The 15,910-nt window shown below is 39.5% G+C and carries 13 protein-coding genes and 1 riboswitch; of the genes, 7 read left to right on the forward strand and 6 right to left on the reverse strand.

All coding sequences use genetic code 11. The features are described from left to right. Positions 1-15: 15 nt before the first annotated feature. From QNH29_RS28295 to gltB, 4 genes are all read right to left on the reverse strand, one after another. Positions 16-156, reverse strand: a complete 141-nt coding sequence (locus QNH29_RS28295; RefSeq protein WP_283862558.1) for a hypothetical protein — start codon at positions 154-156, stop codon at positions 16-18. Between the two features lie 195 nt (positions 157-351). After that, complete coding sequence (locus QNH29_RS28300; protein WP_283862559.1) at positions 352-492, reverse strand: hypothetical protein; 141 nt, start codon at positions 490-492, stop codon at positions 352-354. A 53-nt stretch (positions 493-545) separates the two neighbouring features. After that, positions 546-2,030 carry a glutamate synthase subunit beta gene (locus QNH29_RS28305; protein WP_283862560.1) on the reverse strand — a complete coding sequence of 495 codons (1,485 nt, stop codon included), beginning with the start codon at positions 2,028-2,030 and terminating at the stop codon, positions 546-548. 3 nt (positions 2,031-2,033) lie between these two features. Continuing rightward, entirely contained in the window at positions 2,034-6,629 is a 4,596-nt protein-coding gene (gene gltB / locus QNH29_RS28310) for a glutamate synthase large subunit (RefSeq protein WP_283862561.1), read from the reverse strand. Between the two features lie 318 nt (positions 6,630-6,947). Here gltB and QNH29_RS28315 point away from each other — a divergent pair, with 318 nt between their 5' ends. The 6 genes from QNH29_RS28315 to QNH29_RS28340 all read left to right on the forward strand — a co-directional run bounded on the left by QNH29_RS28315 (position 6,948) and on the right by QNH29_RS28340 (position 13,125). Further along, positions 6,948-7,094 (forward strand): BH0509 family protein, encoded by a 147-nt coding sequence (locus tag QNH29_RS28315; protein WP_283862562.1) that lies wholly within the window; start codon positions 6,948-6,950, stop codon positions 7,092-7,094. Between the two features lie 565 nt (positions 7,095-7,659). After that, positions 7,660-8,877 carry an IS110 family RNA-guided transposase gene (locus QNH29_RS28320; protein ID WP_283862563.1) on the forward strand — a complete coding sequence of 406 codons (1,218 nt, stop codon included), beginning with the start codon at positions 7,660-7,662 and terminating at the stop codon, positions 8,875-8,877. Between the two features lie 691 nt (positions 8,878-9,568). Beyond that, positions 9,569-11,002 (forward strand): sensor histidine kinase, encoded by a 1,434-nt coding sequence (locus QNH29_RS28325; protein ID WP_283862564.1) that lies wholly within the window; start codon positions 9,569-9,571, stop codon positions 11,000-11,002. Positions 11,003-11,615: 613 nt separating this feature from the next. Then, positions 11,616-11,700, reverse strand: a riboswitch (cyclic di-GMP riboswitch). A 146-nt stretch (positions 11,701-11,846) separates the two neighbouring features. Further along, the gene (locus QNH29_RS28330; RefSeq protein WP_283862565.1) at positions 11,847-12,203 is read left to right on the forward strand and encodes a dihydroxyacetone kinase subunit DhaK; all 357 of its coding nucleotides are present in this window, start codon (positions 11,847-11,849) and stop codon (positions 12,201-12,203) included. A 17-nt stretch (positions 12,204-12,220) separates the two neighbouring features. After that, entirely contained in the window at positions 12,221-12,886 is a 666-nt protein-coding gene (gene dhaL, locus QNH29_RS28335) for a dihydroxyacetone kinase subunit DhaL (RefSeq protein WP_283862566.1), read from the forward strand. Positions 12,887-12,975: 89 nt separating this feature from the next. Next, on the forward strand, positions 12,976-13,125 hold the full coding sequence (locus QNH29_RS28340) for a toxin-antitoxin system YwqK family antitoxin (RefSeq protein WP_283862567.1): 150 nt from the start codon (positions 12,976-12,978) through the stop codon (positions 13,123-13,125). A gap of 695 nt (positions 13,126-13,820) precedes the next feature. Here QNH29_RS28340 and QNH29_RS28345 read toward each other — a convergent pair. Beyond that, a complete protein-coding gene (locus QNH29_RS28345; RefSeq protein ID WP_283862568.1) occupies positions 13,821-13,997 on the reverse strand; it encodes a hypothetical protein in 177 nt (58 codons plus the stop codon). Positions 13,998-14,197: 200 nt separating this feature from the next. Then, entirely contained in the window at positions 14,198-14,401 is a 204-nt protein-coding gene (locus QNH29_RS28350; protein WP_349654877.1) for an aldose epimerase family protein, read from the reverse strand. Positions 14,402-14,574: 173 nt separating this feature from the next. On the opposite strand from QNH29_RS28350, the gene QNH29_RS28355 reads away from it, so the two are divergent. Then, entirely contained in the window at positions 14,575-15,876 is a 1,302-nt protein-coding gene (locus tag QNH29_RS28355; RefSeq protein WP_283862569.1) for a voltage-gated chloride channel family protein, read from the forward strand. Positions 15,877-15,910 lie beyond the last annotated feature (34 nt).

The following is a 15,910-nucleotide window of genomic DNA, read 5'->3' on the forward strand; positions in this document are numbered from 1 at the left end:
GAAAAACAGGTCGGATCAACCTTCCAAGCTACATTGCCATTTAACTGCTCCTACCTTAATTTCATTTTGAATCGTGCCTTCTCCTGTTTCCAAATCCGCAATGGTGGATTTATTCCAATAGGGAGTACCTGCAATTTCAACATCCGCTTTCGACAATTTTCCCTTCCGTCACTTCGTTGAGCTTTTTGATACCCTTTTGTTGACAATTATTTATTACAAGACAGCATTATTAATCTTGATGAATATGTAAAGCCGTAACATTGCATGACAAAACCGGTCTTTTTATCTATCAGAACCCCAACAACATAGCTCAGCTTTCGCTTGTTATTCTTTTTTATTTTCTAGTTGTTGTTATTCTTTTTCTTTTTGCCCACGTATCGTATAACTATGCGGGAACGTATCGTCAATCTCTTCACATTTTGTATCGATATATGTATCAGTTTCATCTAGCCCCACAAATACAGCATTTGAATAGAAGAAACAGGAAACCATTTTCAGGTTCCCTGCTTCTACTTCAAAACGATTTCTTCCTTACATGGACTATTCTAAGGTAAATTTGTTTCATCCATTAAATATCTATCACACTCCCTGGCAGCACCTCTTCCTTCATTTATAGCCCAGACGATAAGACTTTGACCACGACGCATATCACCTGCTGCAAAAACCCCTTCGATATTTGTTTTATATTTTCCATACTCAGCCTTTACATTTGAACGATTATCCGTCTCGACGTTCATTTTTTTTAGTAAATCCTGCTCTGGACCACTAAATCCAATCGCGAGTAATACTAACTGAGCAGGCCAGATTTTTTCTGAACCAGGAATTTCTTTTCGAATTCTTTGTCCGTTTTCATCGGTTGTCGTTTCAACGTTAATGGTATGAATCTCTTTGACATGCCCATTTTCATCCCCCACAAACCTTTTCGTCATCACCGCATAGGCTCGAGGATCTTCACCGAACGTGGCTGCGGCTTCTTTTTGGCCATACTCCACTCGATGGATAACGGGCCATTGCGGCCATGGATTATCATCTTCTCGAACTTCGCCTTTTTTCTGATAAATATCAAATTGTGTTAAGCTCTTGCATTTATGACGTACAGAAGTAGCCAAACAATCTACCCCTGTATCCCCGCCGCCAATAACCACCACATCTTTGTCTTTTGCGGATAAATACTCTCCGTTCTCAAGGTTGGAATCCAATAAACTTTTTGTATTGGCATGCAGAAAATCAATGGCAAAATGGATTCCTGTTAGCTCTCTTCCTTCTACTTGTATATCACGATGTTTTGTTGCACCTCCGCATAGAACGATTGCATCAAATTCCGATTGTAACTTAGTAATGGGATAGTCTTTGCCCACGTCTGTATTGGTTACGAAGGTAATCCCCTCTTCTTTAAGAATATTGACCCGTCTCTCCACCACAGAATAAGGAAGCTTCATTTCAGGTATCCCATACGTTAAGAGGCCCCCAATTCGATCATGACGCTCAAAAACAGTGACATGGTGTCCCGCTTTATTAAGCTGGTCTGCACAAGCCAATCCGGCTGGACCTGAACCGACAACCGCGACCTTTTTATCCGTCCGTGTCTCTGGAGGCTCCGGTTTCACCCAACCTTCCTTAAAGCCTCTATTGATAATTTCCAGCTCGATTGTCCGGATGGCAACCGGCAGCTCATTAATTCCAAGGACACAGGCTCCTTCACATGGGGCCGGACAAGCTAATCCGGTAAATTCCGGAAAATTATTCATTTTATGTTCTCGCTTCAGGGCTTCCTTCCACTGGCCTTGGTATACCAAATCATTCCACTCCGGTATAAGGTGATGGACGGGACAACCTGAAGTCATCCCGTTTATCATAATACCCGTATGACAAGTTGGAATCCCGCAATCCATACAACGAGCACCTTGTTCTTTTAATTCATGTTCTTCAAGAGGTACCGTATAAACATCCCAATCATCCGTTCGTTTCTTAGGGTCACGTTCGGGCCTTGATTGGCGTTCGTAGTCCATAAAACCAGTTGGTTTTCCCATCGCTCACCCTCCCTCTTTTATTGCTTTCACTGCTTTTTGGCTTTCTTCAAATGCCCTGAGTGCTGCTTGATGTTCACTTAACCCTTCCTCTAGCATTCGATTTATTCGCTCTTTCATTTCCAAATAGTCCTTCGGAATGACACGGACAAATTTCTTGCATATGTCTGCCCAGCTATTTAACACTCTCTCCCCAAGAGGACTATGCGTATATTGAACATGCTTTTCAATCATTTGGCGGACAAGTTGGAGTTCCGACTCATCTTGAATGGGATCGAGATAAACTTGAGCCTGATTACATTTGACTCGAAAATCGTTTGAACTATCCAATACATACGCAACACCACCCGACATACCGGCTGCGAAGTTCTTCCCTGTTTCCCCCAGTATAATCACTGTTCCACCTGTCATGTATTCACAACCATGGTCGCCCACACCTTCTACGACCACATTTGCTCCACTATTCCTCACACAAAAGCGCTCTCCGGCAATTCCGCTGATATAGGCTTCTCCTGCCGTTGCCCCGTAAAAGGCAACGTTTCCGACAATAATATTATTTTCCCAGGTAAAGGTAGCCCTCCTAGAAGGGCGAACAATAATTTTCCCCCCCGATAACCCTTTACCGATAAAATCGTTGGCATCTCCAACAAGTCTCATCGTTAATCCGGGTGGAATAAAGGCAGCAAAGCTTTGCCCGGCAGAGCCTGTAAAGGTTAAGTGAATGGTATCTTCAGACAGCCCCTTAGCACCATACCGTTTGGTTATTTCACTCCCTAACATGGTCCCTGTAACTCGGTTAATGTTCCGTATCGACAAAGTCGCCTGAATTGGTTCCTGGTTTTCAAGCGCTTCTTTACATAAAGGGATTAACTCTTGTTTGTCCATTGTTTTATCAAGTCCATGAACCTGTTCCACCGTGGCAAAACGGCTGGTATTTTTCGGAACCTCAGGCTGATAGAGAAGAGCAGAGAGATTTAACCCTTTTGCTTTCCAATGATTAATCGCTTGATTGGTCTCTAAAACATCCGTCCTTCCAATCATTTCATTGACCGTACGGAATCCGAGTTCGGCCATAAGCTCTCTTACTTCCATGGCGATGAATCTCATAAAGTTGATTACATGCTCCGGTTCACCCGTAAATTTTTTCCGTAACTCGGGGTTTTGTGTGGCAACGCCTACCGGACAAGTATCAAGGTGGCATACCCGCATGATGATACATCCTAATACAACTAACGGTGCTGTTGAAAATCCATATTCCTCTGCCCCAAGTAAGGCAGCAATGACAACGTCCCGGCCCGTCATCAATTTCCCGTCTGTTTCCACGACGATTCGATCACGAAGACGATTTAACAGCAATGTTTGATGTGTTTCGGCTAAGCCCAGTTCCCACGGCAATCCTGCATGCTTTAAGCTTGTCCTTGGCGCAGCCCCCGTTCCGCCGTCATATCCGCTAATCAGAACAACATCGGCTCTTCCTTTGGCAACACCTGCCGCAATGGTTCCGACACCGGCTTCCGATACAAGCTTGACACTAATTCTGGCGGATGGATTTGCATTTTTTAAGTTATGAATTAATTCGGCCAAGTCTTCAATGGAATAAATATCATGGTGGGGCGGCGGTGAAATCAATCCTACGCCAGGTGTTGAGCCCCTTACCTCAGCAATCCATGGATATACTTTTTTTCCGGGAAGATGTCCCCCTTCTCCCGGCTTGGCACCTTGGGCAACCTTAATTTGGATTTCATCCGCATTGACAAGATAATGACTGGTCACTCCGAATCGGCCTGATGCTACTTGTTTAATCGCACTGCGCCTCGATTGCCCATTTGCATCACGTGTAAATCTCGCCGGGTCCTCTCCGCCTTCTCCCGAGTTGCTTCTTGCCCCAAGTTTGTTCATGGCAATCGCAAGTGATTCGTGCGCTTCCTTACTAATGGATCCGTATGACATCGCTCCTGTTTTAAACCTTTTACAAATTTCTTCAATGGATTCCACTTCGTCAATCGGTATCGACTCTCGCTTTTTAAAAGATAGCAAGCCGCGAATCGATTGAAGATTGTCGCTGGGATCTGTCAATAATGCTGAATACTCTTTGAAAAGTTTATAATTATTCGTTCGGCATGCTTGCTGTAATAGATGAATGGTCCGCGGGTTGTATTGGTGATCTTCTCCGTCATGGCGCCACTGAAAATCATCACCTGAATCCAATGTCCTCTCCACGCCTCTTGTCGGATCAAATGCTCGTTTATGCCTCATCATCACCTCTTCGGCAATGATACCCAACCCAATACCCTCAATTCGTGAAGCCGTTTTAGTAAAATATTTCTCGATTACGCCTTGATCAATCCCGATTGCCTCAAATATTTGTGCCCCAATATAACTTTGAATGGTTGATATCCCCATTTTCGATAACACCTTAACGATTCCATCGGTTGCTGTCAAAATGTATGTATTAATAGCCTTGTCGACTTCTGTTTCGCGTATATCACCGATTTCAATCAAACCCCTTAGAGACTCAAAGGCTAAATAAGGATTGATCGCTTCCGCCCCGAAACCAAGTAATGCTGCCAAATGATGGACCTCTCTTGGTTCCGCCGATTCAACAATGATGCTTACCTTTGATCGTGTTCCTTTTCGAATTAGGTGATGATGCAATCCCGAGACTGCGAGCAGAGCTGGCAACGCGGCATATTCGGCATCGACTCCGCGATCAGATAAAACCAGTAAAGAAATACCATTGTCGATGGCGGTGTCAGCTTTTAAAAATAAGCTATTTAAAATTTTTTCAAAATCGGGTGTAGCTGTTTCAACAGGAAACAGGATGGATAGTGTTTCCGTTTTAAAGCTGGAATAGTGAAGTTTTTCTAACTGACTATTCGTCAAAATCGGTGTCTGAAGCTGAATTTGTTGACAACTTTCAGGCTCAGGTTTAATTATGTTTTTCTGTGGTCCAATTGTTGTTAAAACGGAAGTAATAATCTTCTCCCGAATGGCATCAATCGGCGGATTGGTTACCTGGGCAAAAAGCTGTTTGAAATAGTTATATAGCAACTGTGGTCTTTTAGATAAAACAGCCAGGGGAGAATCATACCCCATTGATCCAATGGGATCATGCTTATCTGTAACCATCGGCTTCAAAATTTTATTGAGGTCTTCGTTTGTATACCTAAATGCAAGTTGCTGTGTCAGTCTTTCATCCGTATTAAAAACTTGTTGATGGCTATCTTTTTCAGGCAGAGCATCAATATGAACCAAATGTTCTGCTAACCAATCTTTATACGGGTACTCTGAAGCGATTTGCATTTTAATTTCTTCATCCGGAATAATTTTGCCCTTTTCCAAATCAACAAGGAGCATTTTCCCTGGGAGTAGTCTGCCTTTATATTCAATATCCTCAACAAAAATATCCAATGCACCTACTTCAGAACCCAAAACAATCATCCCGTCTTTTGTTACATAATATCGGGCAGGCCGGAGTCCATTACGATCAAGACTTGCCCCGATTTGTATCCCATCCGTAAATACAACGGCTGCAGGCCCATCCCATGGTTCCATTAAACAGCTATGAAATTGATAGAATGCCCTCTTTGCTTCATCCATTGTTTCATCATGTACCCATGGCTCGGGAATCATCATCATCGCTGTATGCGCAAGTGAACGTCCTGAAAGATGCAGAAATTCAAAACAATTATCAAACATGGAAGAATCACTGCCATCCGTGTCGATGACCGGAAATAACTTTTGATAATCCTTCTGGCGAAATAGTTCAGATTCACAAAGAGCCTCTCTAGCCTGCATCCATTTAACATTTCCTTTAATCGTGTTAAATTCACCATTATGAATCGTAAAGCGGTTTGGATGAGCTCTTTCCCAGCTGGGAAATGTGTTTGTACTAAATCGCGAATGAACAAGGGCTAGTGCAGACTTAAAATCACGATGATTTAAGTCAACATAAAAGGAATCTAGCTGTTCAGGAATTAACATGCCTTTATAGACAATCGTTCTTGAGGATAAACTGCAAACATACATCCCTTCTTGATGTTCCTTGTCAGTTGGGCACACTTCTTTTTCTAACCGTTTACGGATTATATATAATTTTCTTTCGAAATCATTTTGATAATGTGTATTAAGAGAAGAAGCAATAAACATTTGACGGATAAACGGTTTTGATTTTTTGGCCATGTCACCAACAAAAGAATCATTAACCGGTACAGTCCTCCAACCTAGAAAGACCTGTTCCTCCTCTATTATGACGTTTTCAATTTGTTTTTGGATTTTTTTTCTGACTTCTGGATCCTGTGGTAAAAAGATCATACCAATCCCGTATTTACCCGCTTCAGGGAGTTCAATGTTTTCTTTTTCACATTGTTTCTCAAAAAATGAATGGGGAATTTGCGTAAGAATCCCTGCTCCATCCCCGGTACTCGTGTCTGCTGATTGTCCACCCCTGTGTTCCAAATTACATAAAATCGTTATAGCATGTTCAACAATATCGTGCGACTTTTTTCCATCTATATTTGCGACCATTCCAATTCCACAAGCTTCATGTTCATATTCAGGGTGATATAAACCTTGCGGGCCAGGATACCCAGGATTTTTCATGACAACATCCCTTCTTACAAGAATTTGCATTTTATGTTCAAGTAGACTTGCTATGTACTACTTTTACTTGGTAAATATTTTTTCACATAAAAATAGTGTATACATTCCAATTCTATTTATCCTACTTCAAATAGGTCTTTCGTTCGGGATAACTTGTGGGTTTGGTATGTTACTTTAATATTGATTGATTTAAAAAAATCAATCTAAAATTAATATTGGTTTAATCTAATTTCAATATATATAATAAAATCAATAACAATGAATGCGTTTACAAGTTGTGGCTGCTTGGCTACTACTCATGTAAAGGGAGGAAATAAGATGAGCAGATTTGAAAGGGATTTTAAAGTCAGGCAATTATTAGAAAAACAAAAATTCAATGAGAAAGAAATTGCCAATATGACAGATTCCCAGATCGAGTATTATCACTGGCTCTATTTTGTAGATTCTGTTTATGATTATATGTAAGATGAAAATCATAATGTTTTTGGTTTTCACACAATTTTAAAACCCAAATTGATCGGAGAGGAGTTTCCTTAAACCCCCCCTCAGATTTTAGTGAAATGATTAACCCACAAGCCTTAAATGATTTATTACAATCGGACCAAGATGGGATAGGGTATAGGTGCCATATTGCCTAACTTTCATTTATTATTTTTAGAATTTACTAGATTGAATTCTCATAGATAAACACTGACTATAAATAATACAAATTGGTGCTACCAGAAAGGTAACACCTTTTTTATGCTCTCTTTTTAGATAAGCCTGCCCCGTTAGCCATCCATGAATCACTAAAAAACAGCTCTTCACCACAAAGAATGAAAATGTATTGAATCCGTCCATACTTGTCCTAAGGCTGGAGAGGAAGGTCGATGTACTATGGTGCCATAGAGCCCATCCGTTAGTCTGACTCCAACGACCACGGTGCACCACAAACTGTCGCTCCCTTACGGGAAGCACTCATGGTAGATTAATCCTTATTCTGATTGTTGCACCAGCCTCCAATTTATAAGCCTAGAAAGGAAGAATTTCAATGGATGTAATCATTGAAAGAGCATGTGGTATGGATGTTCATAAAGATAATATCACTGCGTGTATTATGACACCTGATGGAAAGGAGATTCAAACGTTTTCTACTAAAACAGTTTTTCTACTCAAGTTAATCGACTGGGTTAAAGAACATGGTTGTACACATGTAGCAATGGAAAGCACGAGTGTTTATTGGAAACCTATAGTCAACTTACTAGAATCTGAAGGGATTGAGTTTCTAGTTGTAAACGCCCAACACATGAAGGCACTCCCAGGTCGTAAGACCGACGTTAAAGATGCCGAATGGATTGCACAACTTCTTCGCCATGGTCTACTCAAAGCGAGTTTCATTCCAAATCGAACTCAAAGAGAGCTGCGAGAACTTGTTCGTTATCGCCGTAGTATTATAGAAGAACGTGCAAGACAACATAATCGGATTCAAAAAGTTTTAGAAGGAGCCAACATCAAACTAGGCTCTGTCGTTTCTGATATTATGGGGGTTTCCTCAAAGGATATGCTTCGAGCTATCGCTGATGGCGAAGATGATCCTGAGAAACTAGCAAACTTCGCTCGTCGTACAATGAAAAAGAAAAAAGAACAACTTGAATTAGCACTTCAGGGCTATGTAAACCCACATCAACGCTTAATGCTCAAGACGATTTTAACCCACATTGATTTTCTAACTGAGCAAATTGAAATGCTAGATCAAGAAATAGCCGAACGAGTTAGCACTTATGAAGAAGATATTGAAAGACTAGATTCGATACCTGGAATCGCCAGAAGAATGGCTGAACAAATTCTAGCTGAAATCGGTACTGATGTTAAAAAACAATTTCCAACTGCGGCACATCTTTGTTCGTGGGCAGCTCTCGTACCTGGACATAACGAAAGTGCTGGAAAAAGAAAATCAACTAGATCGAAAAAAGGAAATAAGTATTTAAGATCAGCATTAACTGAAGCAGCTCAATCAGTGAGAGGTTCTAAAAACTATCTAGGTGCACTATATCGACGAACAGCAGGACGAAAAGGAAACAAAAGAGCAGCAATAGTAGTTGCACATGCAATATTGCGGATTGCATATTACCTGTTAATTAGAAAAGAAATGTATGTAGACTTAGGCGAAGACTACTTTGATAAACAAAGACAGGTATCTATTGTACGCCATTCGGTTCGTAGGCTAGAAAACTTAGGCTATTCGGTTACAATAACAGAAGCTTCCTAATCCATTAAACAAGTATATAACCGCCAAAGATCAGACGCTCTCCCCTTTTAAAAAGATGAATGAGCTGCGTTTATTTAAGTATTGCCATTTTTCGGTTCTAACAGAAGTTAATTTTCATGGTAGTGCGCTACCGAAGCAGCCAATAATTCTTAAACTCTAGCACCCGTCTAAGTGTAATTATTCACATTCAAATCAGGGAGTGACAGGGCATTAGAACGAGTTCGAGTCCCTTCTCAACTGGAATAATTTTATGTATAATGGACATATACTAAAAAAGAGAAGTGCTGCTAACACTTCTCCCTGCAACCTCAACCGTCAGGGTGGTGGTTGTCAATAAAAGTTAGTTTTCTCGAGAACCACCCTTTGGCTTGTGACAGCGGGTGGTTTTCTTGTTTTCTAAAACGTTTTTCCGAAAGAAATATGCACTCACTTCACACACAATTCCTTTAAGAACTTCTCGTAGAAATTCAAGAAAAGTTTCCAGGAGTATCACCTCCTTCCCTGATAAAGGAAAAGAAGAGCGACCCATCCACTACTCAATCTAAATCAGCAGATGTATCAGAATGGCCGTCAATGCAGGTCAGTTTGAACCTCCCCAGGGTCCCTGTTCTTTTCGGGACAAATCGAGTAAAATGGTAATAAAAAATTGTGATTTTTGTTAAAGCAGAAAGTTACATCAAGGAGAACCTGGATGATTATAGGATTATTAATTTGTGCAATCGCAATTATACCAATTGTTCTAGCTGTCGGAATAAGAAATCTATATAAAGGCTCTGAATTATCCTTTTGGCTTTTAATTTATATGGGGATTGTTTGTGTCTGGCAATTAGATGTTAGCATTCTTTACTTTAAAGATGTTTTAAGTGAAAATACAATCTTATTTATTTTCCGTCTGCTAAGAATCTCCACTATCTTTTCAATTCCAATCGTTTTTTATATCACATATATTATTATCAATAAACACACGACAACCTTTAAAGATAACTTTTTTAATTTGCTTTTAAGAGTGATCTTTTCAAGAAAAACGTTAATCGTTTTATTAATTTGGAGTACGGTCGTCTATATCACGAATTGGACTTCATTTGGCATAAAGAAATTGGTAGTTAGACAAGCCTCCTATTCCTCTATTGAATTCTATTATCCGGAGTACGGAAATTTATCATGGATATTTGTACTTCATATGAGTAGTTTTTTCATATTTTTATTCTTTATCTATATTGTTTCTCGAAACATATTAAATCAGTATATGAAAAACTTTTTAAAGACCTTTTCAATTTGTTCACTTTTATTATTCTTTACAGGCTTTATGAATTTTCTTCCTAGTTCCGGGGTTATCGTAAGCAGTATCGGCGTTATCATTTTTTCAGTAGCCATTATGTTATCATTTATAAAACTCAATACATTCATCATAATGGATTATAATAACCTACTGGAAAGGCAAAAAAAGTTAGACTACACTGGAAATTTGGCAGCTAGCCTAATCCATGAGATTAAAAATTCAACACAAGTAATAAAAGGATTTGTAGCTCTTCTAAACCAAAATTTTTCTAGTAATGATTATGCGATTAATTCATTAGCAATGGTACAAAATGCTACCGACCAATTAGAGGATTTGACCAATAATTATCAAGACTATATGAAATACTCAAAAATGGAACTTAAGATGGAGGATATGAATGCGATTATTTTATCCTCTATTTCGTTATCAAATGAAATAGTAAAGAAAAAGGGAGTGGAAGTGAAGTTTGATAAAAAATACAGAGCATTGAGGGCATTTGTTAATAAAACTTATCTTCAACAAGTTTTTATTAACTTAATCATCAATAGTACAGAAGCATTCCCAGATGACCTCAAGTCTAGAACGATAAAACTAGAAGCTAATTTGGTTGCCGGTAATATCATAATTAATATGTATGATAACGGAAAAGGGATTCCTCCTCAAAATTGGGAAAGTATTTTTGATCCTTTTATTTCTTCAAAAACTGGTGGAATGGGGCTTGGTTTACCTTTTGTAAAAAAAATTATTCTCGAACATAAGGGAGAAATCCAAATTATTGATAGTACACCCTCAGGAACTCAGTTTCAAATTGTAATACCGCAATTTGAATTAAATAACTTTAATTAACTTTTATCCATTTTTTCCAGATTGGTGAGTGCGGGTCTGACCCCACTGGCTTAACACTCCATTTTTTAGATGAGGTCCTACTTCATTATTACGTAGTTCATTTACTAAGATTTTTTCCCTAATGAAAATATGTAGCTGAGTGAAATCCATCTTCACTCAGCTATTGCTAGTTTTTCTGAAACAGTGTTTGCCACTAATACTTTTCATGACCGTGAATCCTCATATCGTCTTGCAATTCCATTTTCTACTAATGTATTGATTAATCGGGCTGCTCTAGCATGGAGGTCTGACTCTACTATCTAGTGATAGGCATGGGATACCTATAATGGGTGTCTTTAAAAATATGTAGATACAATATAAATGATAATACCCCAAGGTATTAAGGATAGAATTAACCCCCATAAACATCCTTTTGCGAAGGATCCGTCATTCTCATTTAAGTACATTTAATTCCAGTTCCCTTACCTTAGCTTCTACTCTCTTGCTTTCGTACCATTCAACTTTTACGCTCTTTCGCAGTCAAGTACCCCTCTTTGCTTCTAGGTGCATTTTTCCTCATGTTTTTTCGATTCATTCTTCTCCTCCAAAGTAATCGTACGGAGGTTTTTAAGTATTCGGCAACTGGCAGGCATAGTCCAAAGACCTTAGCCCCTATAGTTTTGCGTAACCAACTTTCGTTGGTGCTGCCCTTTCGTACGATTGTATGTTCACTATTAGTATAGAAAACTTTTGTAGTTTTAGGAAGAATTTTGCCGCCCGCAAGTTTAACAATCCATGCACTGTCTGTTCATGAGCGGTGAAAGGCACTAAAAAAGGTACCGGTTGACCAGTACCCTTTACCTTAATGGGAATTCACGGTGAACCCGGGATAAAAAGAGGAAAGCTGGAATCTGCTGACAATGTGGCAGAAACATTGGTCACTTCTATATTAGCTGATTTTGAAGGCGAACAAGAGGTTAAGGAAGTTTCTGTTTTAGTTAACGGCCTTGGCGCTACCCCTTTAGAAGAACTTTATATTGTCTACAGAAAGGTCCATAACTTTCTAACGGAAAGAGGCATTAAGGTTTACAAAAGCTTTGTAGGCGAATATGCTACATCGATGGAAATGACTGGGCTGTCTGTATCCTTACTAAACCTCGATGAGGAAATGAAGGAGCTTCTCGATTCACCATTTGAAACTCCTTTTCATGTCCAACAATAATAGAGGAGATGACTAGATTGATTTATGTAGAGGATGTTAAGGATATTTTTAAAGAAATTCGTGTATTGATTGATGATCATAAAGACTTTTTATGTCAGCTGGATGGAAGCCTTGGCGACGGGGATATCGGTATCACGTTGTCTAAGGGATTTGCAGCCATCGATACTACTAGTTTAGAATATGGAGAAAAAGACATTGGTACTCTATTACTCTCCTATGGGATGGTCATGGGGGAAAAGGCTCCTTCCACCATGGGGACTTTATTGGCATCCGCTTTCCTCAAGACTGGAAAACAGTTTAAAGGACAAGAACATTTAACCCTAAATGACCTTGTTACCTTCCTTGAGACCATGATACAAGGAATCAAAGATCGGGGAAAAGCAGAATTAGGGGATAAAACGGTTCTTGATTCTTTGATACCACCTTGGCAAACGTTAAAGACTTCTTCTGAAAACAAGGAAAGTTATCAGCAAGCTTTTGAAAAAGCCTATAAATCTGCTGATGAAGGTATGAAAAATACGATTAATATGAAATCCCGTAAAGGCAGAGCTGCACGGTACCTGGACGATTCCATTGGAAAACAAGACCCAGGAGCAACAGTAGGTGCTTTGTTTATTAAAGGTATATTAAATTATGTAACGAAAAACCAAACCAAACTGGAAACCGCTAACACAAAGGGTTAAATATTAAAGGGTATGCCATAGGGACGGTTAGTGGAAGGAACCTCAAGAACCGTCCCCCTTGCTTCACAATATGGTCAAAGGGCAAAATCGTGAATGATCAGCCAGACGGCTATTGGGAATGGTATCGTCTCGATGGAACCATCAAGCGTTCAGGGTATTTTGAAATGGGCGAACCTGTTGGTGAGTGGATCACCTATGGCAGCAAAGGCAACAAACACAAAACAACAAACCGTAAATAAAAGTAAACTGCCAGGGGTTCTTGCACTTTAATGTGCGAGAACCCCTTTTTCTCTATCTCGGCTTTTCGACAATTTCCGTGGTCTGTTAGGACAACAAACATAATAGTGACACCAGCTACAGCGATTCTAATCAATCGTTTAGTTAACATCCAGTCTACTAATCAAACGTTTGATTAGATTGCAGTTGAGCCCTTTTGTTGAGCGAACTTTCGATTGGTTTCAGGAGAATTAATTGGTGAATAATGGTTACGAACATCCGCAAAATTAACAATAAAAACTAGTATATTACACATTCTGACAAACCTATACAAGTTGAAATACTAACCAAACGATTAATTAAAAGTACAATAAACCCTTTTGAAAAACGAACTCTTGGCAGTTTCCATTCAAAATAATTGCCGAGGACAAGGATTCCTGTATCCGGTAAATTTTCAAGATCCTTCTAATAAGGGCTTGATTATTTCAGCATTAGACGAGAGGTCCATCTTTTCGTAATTAAAAGAATTTAGGGCTTCATGAAAGCGTCATGAGGTCCATCTTTTCTTTTTTGCAGTCTTTTAGTTTTCTGATGCAATTAGATACTTAGATAGAGCGTTCAGGTACTGAAACTCCACAAAAAAATGGGGAAGAAAAGAAGCTTGTATATATCACTTAACCATTTTCTCCCAAGTAGCCACGAGAACCCTCCCCCCTGGCTAATTAAACTTCATTATATATTCAGCTTGGAACGTTGCTCCTGCTTCAAGCTTGTTCACTCCAAACTTCTCCTTTAAGTTGCCCGTTGTGTCATATGTATCTGCTATGCCATACCAAGGCTCGATGCAAACAAACGGTGCTATCGTCCCATCTGTTTCAATATATATTTGGACCAAATCCCAACAAACGGATAATCTTGAAGCATTACTTCTACACCATGACCGGACTGATTAGATTCCAATGTAACTTTATTGATATTGCTGTAAATAAGAACATCATGGACAAACAGAGAGTTTGTGAGTTGAATCGTTGAAAGATCATTAGCTGCCCCTTCTCCTGAATGAGGGAGTTCTTTAGCTCATATTCCATCACACTCTTATCGCCCAAGAGACTCAAACACTAAAGAAACGTTGGTTGATGTCTGCTCGGCCACATCGAATTCAACGTCACGCAGAAAGCCATGCTGCGACATCTTGTAGGTCTGGCCATCCACTTGATAGTGATCTTCCTTTAACCGTCCCACAATCGGAAATAAGATAGGAGAGACTCGTCCCCAATATGCCTCATCCCCTGTCCACACTTATAAGAATATTCTGGATAATTCTAAATCACCTCTCTATATCACAACTAGGAGTTCAATGGTTTCCCCTCAAATACTTTAGCATCTAAGCGGGCCACTATTATTCCATACTTTATTTTCATAATTTTAATACAGTGGGCAAAAATAAGGTTTGAAATGAGGTGATTGGGTAGATGCCGTTAAAGTATAAAAACTTTTTTTCAATACTGGGGCAATGGATTTTCTTGGGAAGCATCATTGGTATAGTTGTCGGTTCGACAACTAACTTCCTTTTAGAGACAAACGATTTTCTAGGAAAAGATGTACGATTAAAAAGAGATTGGCTTATCTTCCTTCTCCCCTTTGGAGGAATTATCATAGGATACGTATATATGAACTACGGAAAGGTATTTTTGAATCATACTTTAAATGACACTGCTGAAGCAAACAATCTCGTAATAGACTCGGTTCATGGAAAAAAAGAGGTGCCGCGGAGAATGGGACCTATTGTCTATTTCGGGACTTTTATCACAGTCCTTTTTGGTGGTTCAACGGGAAGAGAAGGTGCAGCTGTCCAAATGGGAGGAAGTGTAGCTGCAGCGGTCAACAAATTTTTTAAGGTAAATAGATTTGACAAGAACATTTTAATTATGAGCGGTATTAGTGCTGGTTTTGGGGCTGCATTTGGAGCACCGATAACTGGTGCTATTTTTGGCATGGAAATGGCTGCTTTAGGAAAGCTAAAATTTGAAGCACTTGTTCCTTGTCTTGTGTCTAGCTTTGTTGGTCACTATATAACTACAGCAGCGTGGGGACATAAACACGAAGAATTTATGATACAGAACGTACCAGAAATATCTGCTATTTCATTTCTAAAAGTTATTCTTATGTCTATTATTTTCAGCCTGATCAGTGTTTTATACTGCCAGCTGAGACACGGGATACAAAACTTCTCTGAGAAAATTTCCAAGAAAAACCATATGAAGAGAGCCTTTTTTGGAGGAGTCATCATTGTAGTATTAACATTGATGGTTGGTTCCCAAGACTATAATGGCCGGGGATTAGAGATGTTGGAACAATCTTTTAAAGAAGAAGTCCCTCCCTTCGCTTTCCTGGCCAAGCTGGTATTTACAGCAGTAACTCTCGGAAGTGGATTTGTTGGCGGGGAGGCCATCCCGCTATTTTTTATCGGGGCAACATTAGGTAATACCTTACACACGTTCATTGATTTACCTATGTCTTTTCTTGCTGCATTGGGATTGATCGCTGCTTTTTGTGGAGGTGCGAATACCCCTATAGCAGCTTTCCTATTGGCAATGGAAATGTTTGATGGGAAAGGGTTGGAGTACTTTTTTGTTGCTTGTTTAGTCAGCTATCTATTTTCAGGACATCATGGACTATGGCCTTCTCAAAAAATATATGAACCTAAGAGCAGGTTATATAATATCCCCCACGCAGAAACGATTGAAAATGTAGAAAAAAAGAAAAAACGTTAGGAAATTAGACGTTAAAACAAGCAGGACCATTTTA

The organism is Neobacillus sp. DY30 (assembly GCF_030123065.1).
Lineage (GTDB): Bacteria > Bacillota > Bacilli > Bacillales > Cytobacillaceae > Neobacillus.

Excerpts from the sequence above, each read along its gene's own strand:
- QNH29_RS28330 (WP_283862565.1), top strand. The coding sequence starts at position 11,847 with ATGGGAATTCACGGTGAACCCGGGATAAAAAGAGGAAAGCTGGAATCT.
- QNH29_RS28300 (WP_283862559.1), bottom strand. The coding sequence starts at position 492 with ATGGTTTCCTGTTTCTTCTATTCAAATGCTGTATTTGTGGGGCTAGAT.
- QNH29_RS28325 (WP_283862564.1), top strand. The coding sequence starts at position 9,569 with ATGATTATAGGATTATTAATTTGTGCAATCGCAATTATACCAATTGTT.
- QNH29_RS28320 (WP_283862563.1), top strand. The coding sequence starts at position 7,660 with ATGGATGTAATCATTGAAAGAGCATGTGGTATGGATGTTCATAAAGAT.
- gltB (WP_283862561.1), bottom strand. The coding sequence starts at position 6,629 with ATGAAAAATCCTGGGTATCCTGGCCCGCAAGGTTTATATCACCCTGAA.
- QNH29_RS28315 (WP_283862562.1), top strand. The coding sequence starts at position 6,948 with ATGAGCAGATTTGAAAGGGATTTTAAAGTCAGGCAATTATTAGAAAAA.
- QNH29_RS28305 (WP_283862560.1), bottom strand. The coding sequence starts at position 2,030 with ATGGGAAAACCAACTGGTTTTATGGACTACGAACGCCAATCAAGGCCC.
- QNH29_RS28355 (WP_283862569.1), top strand. The coding sequence starts at position 14,575 with ATGCCGTTAAAGTATAAAAACTTTTTTTCAATACTGGGGCAATGGATT.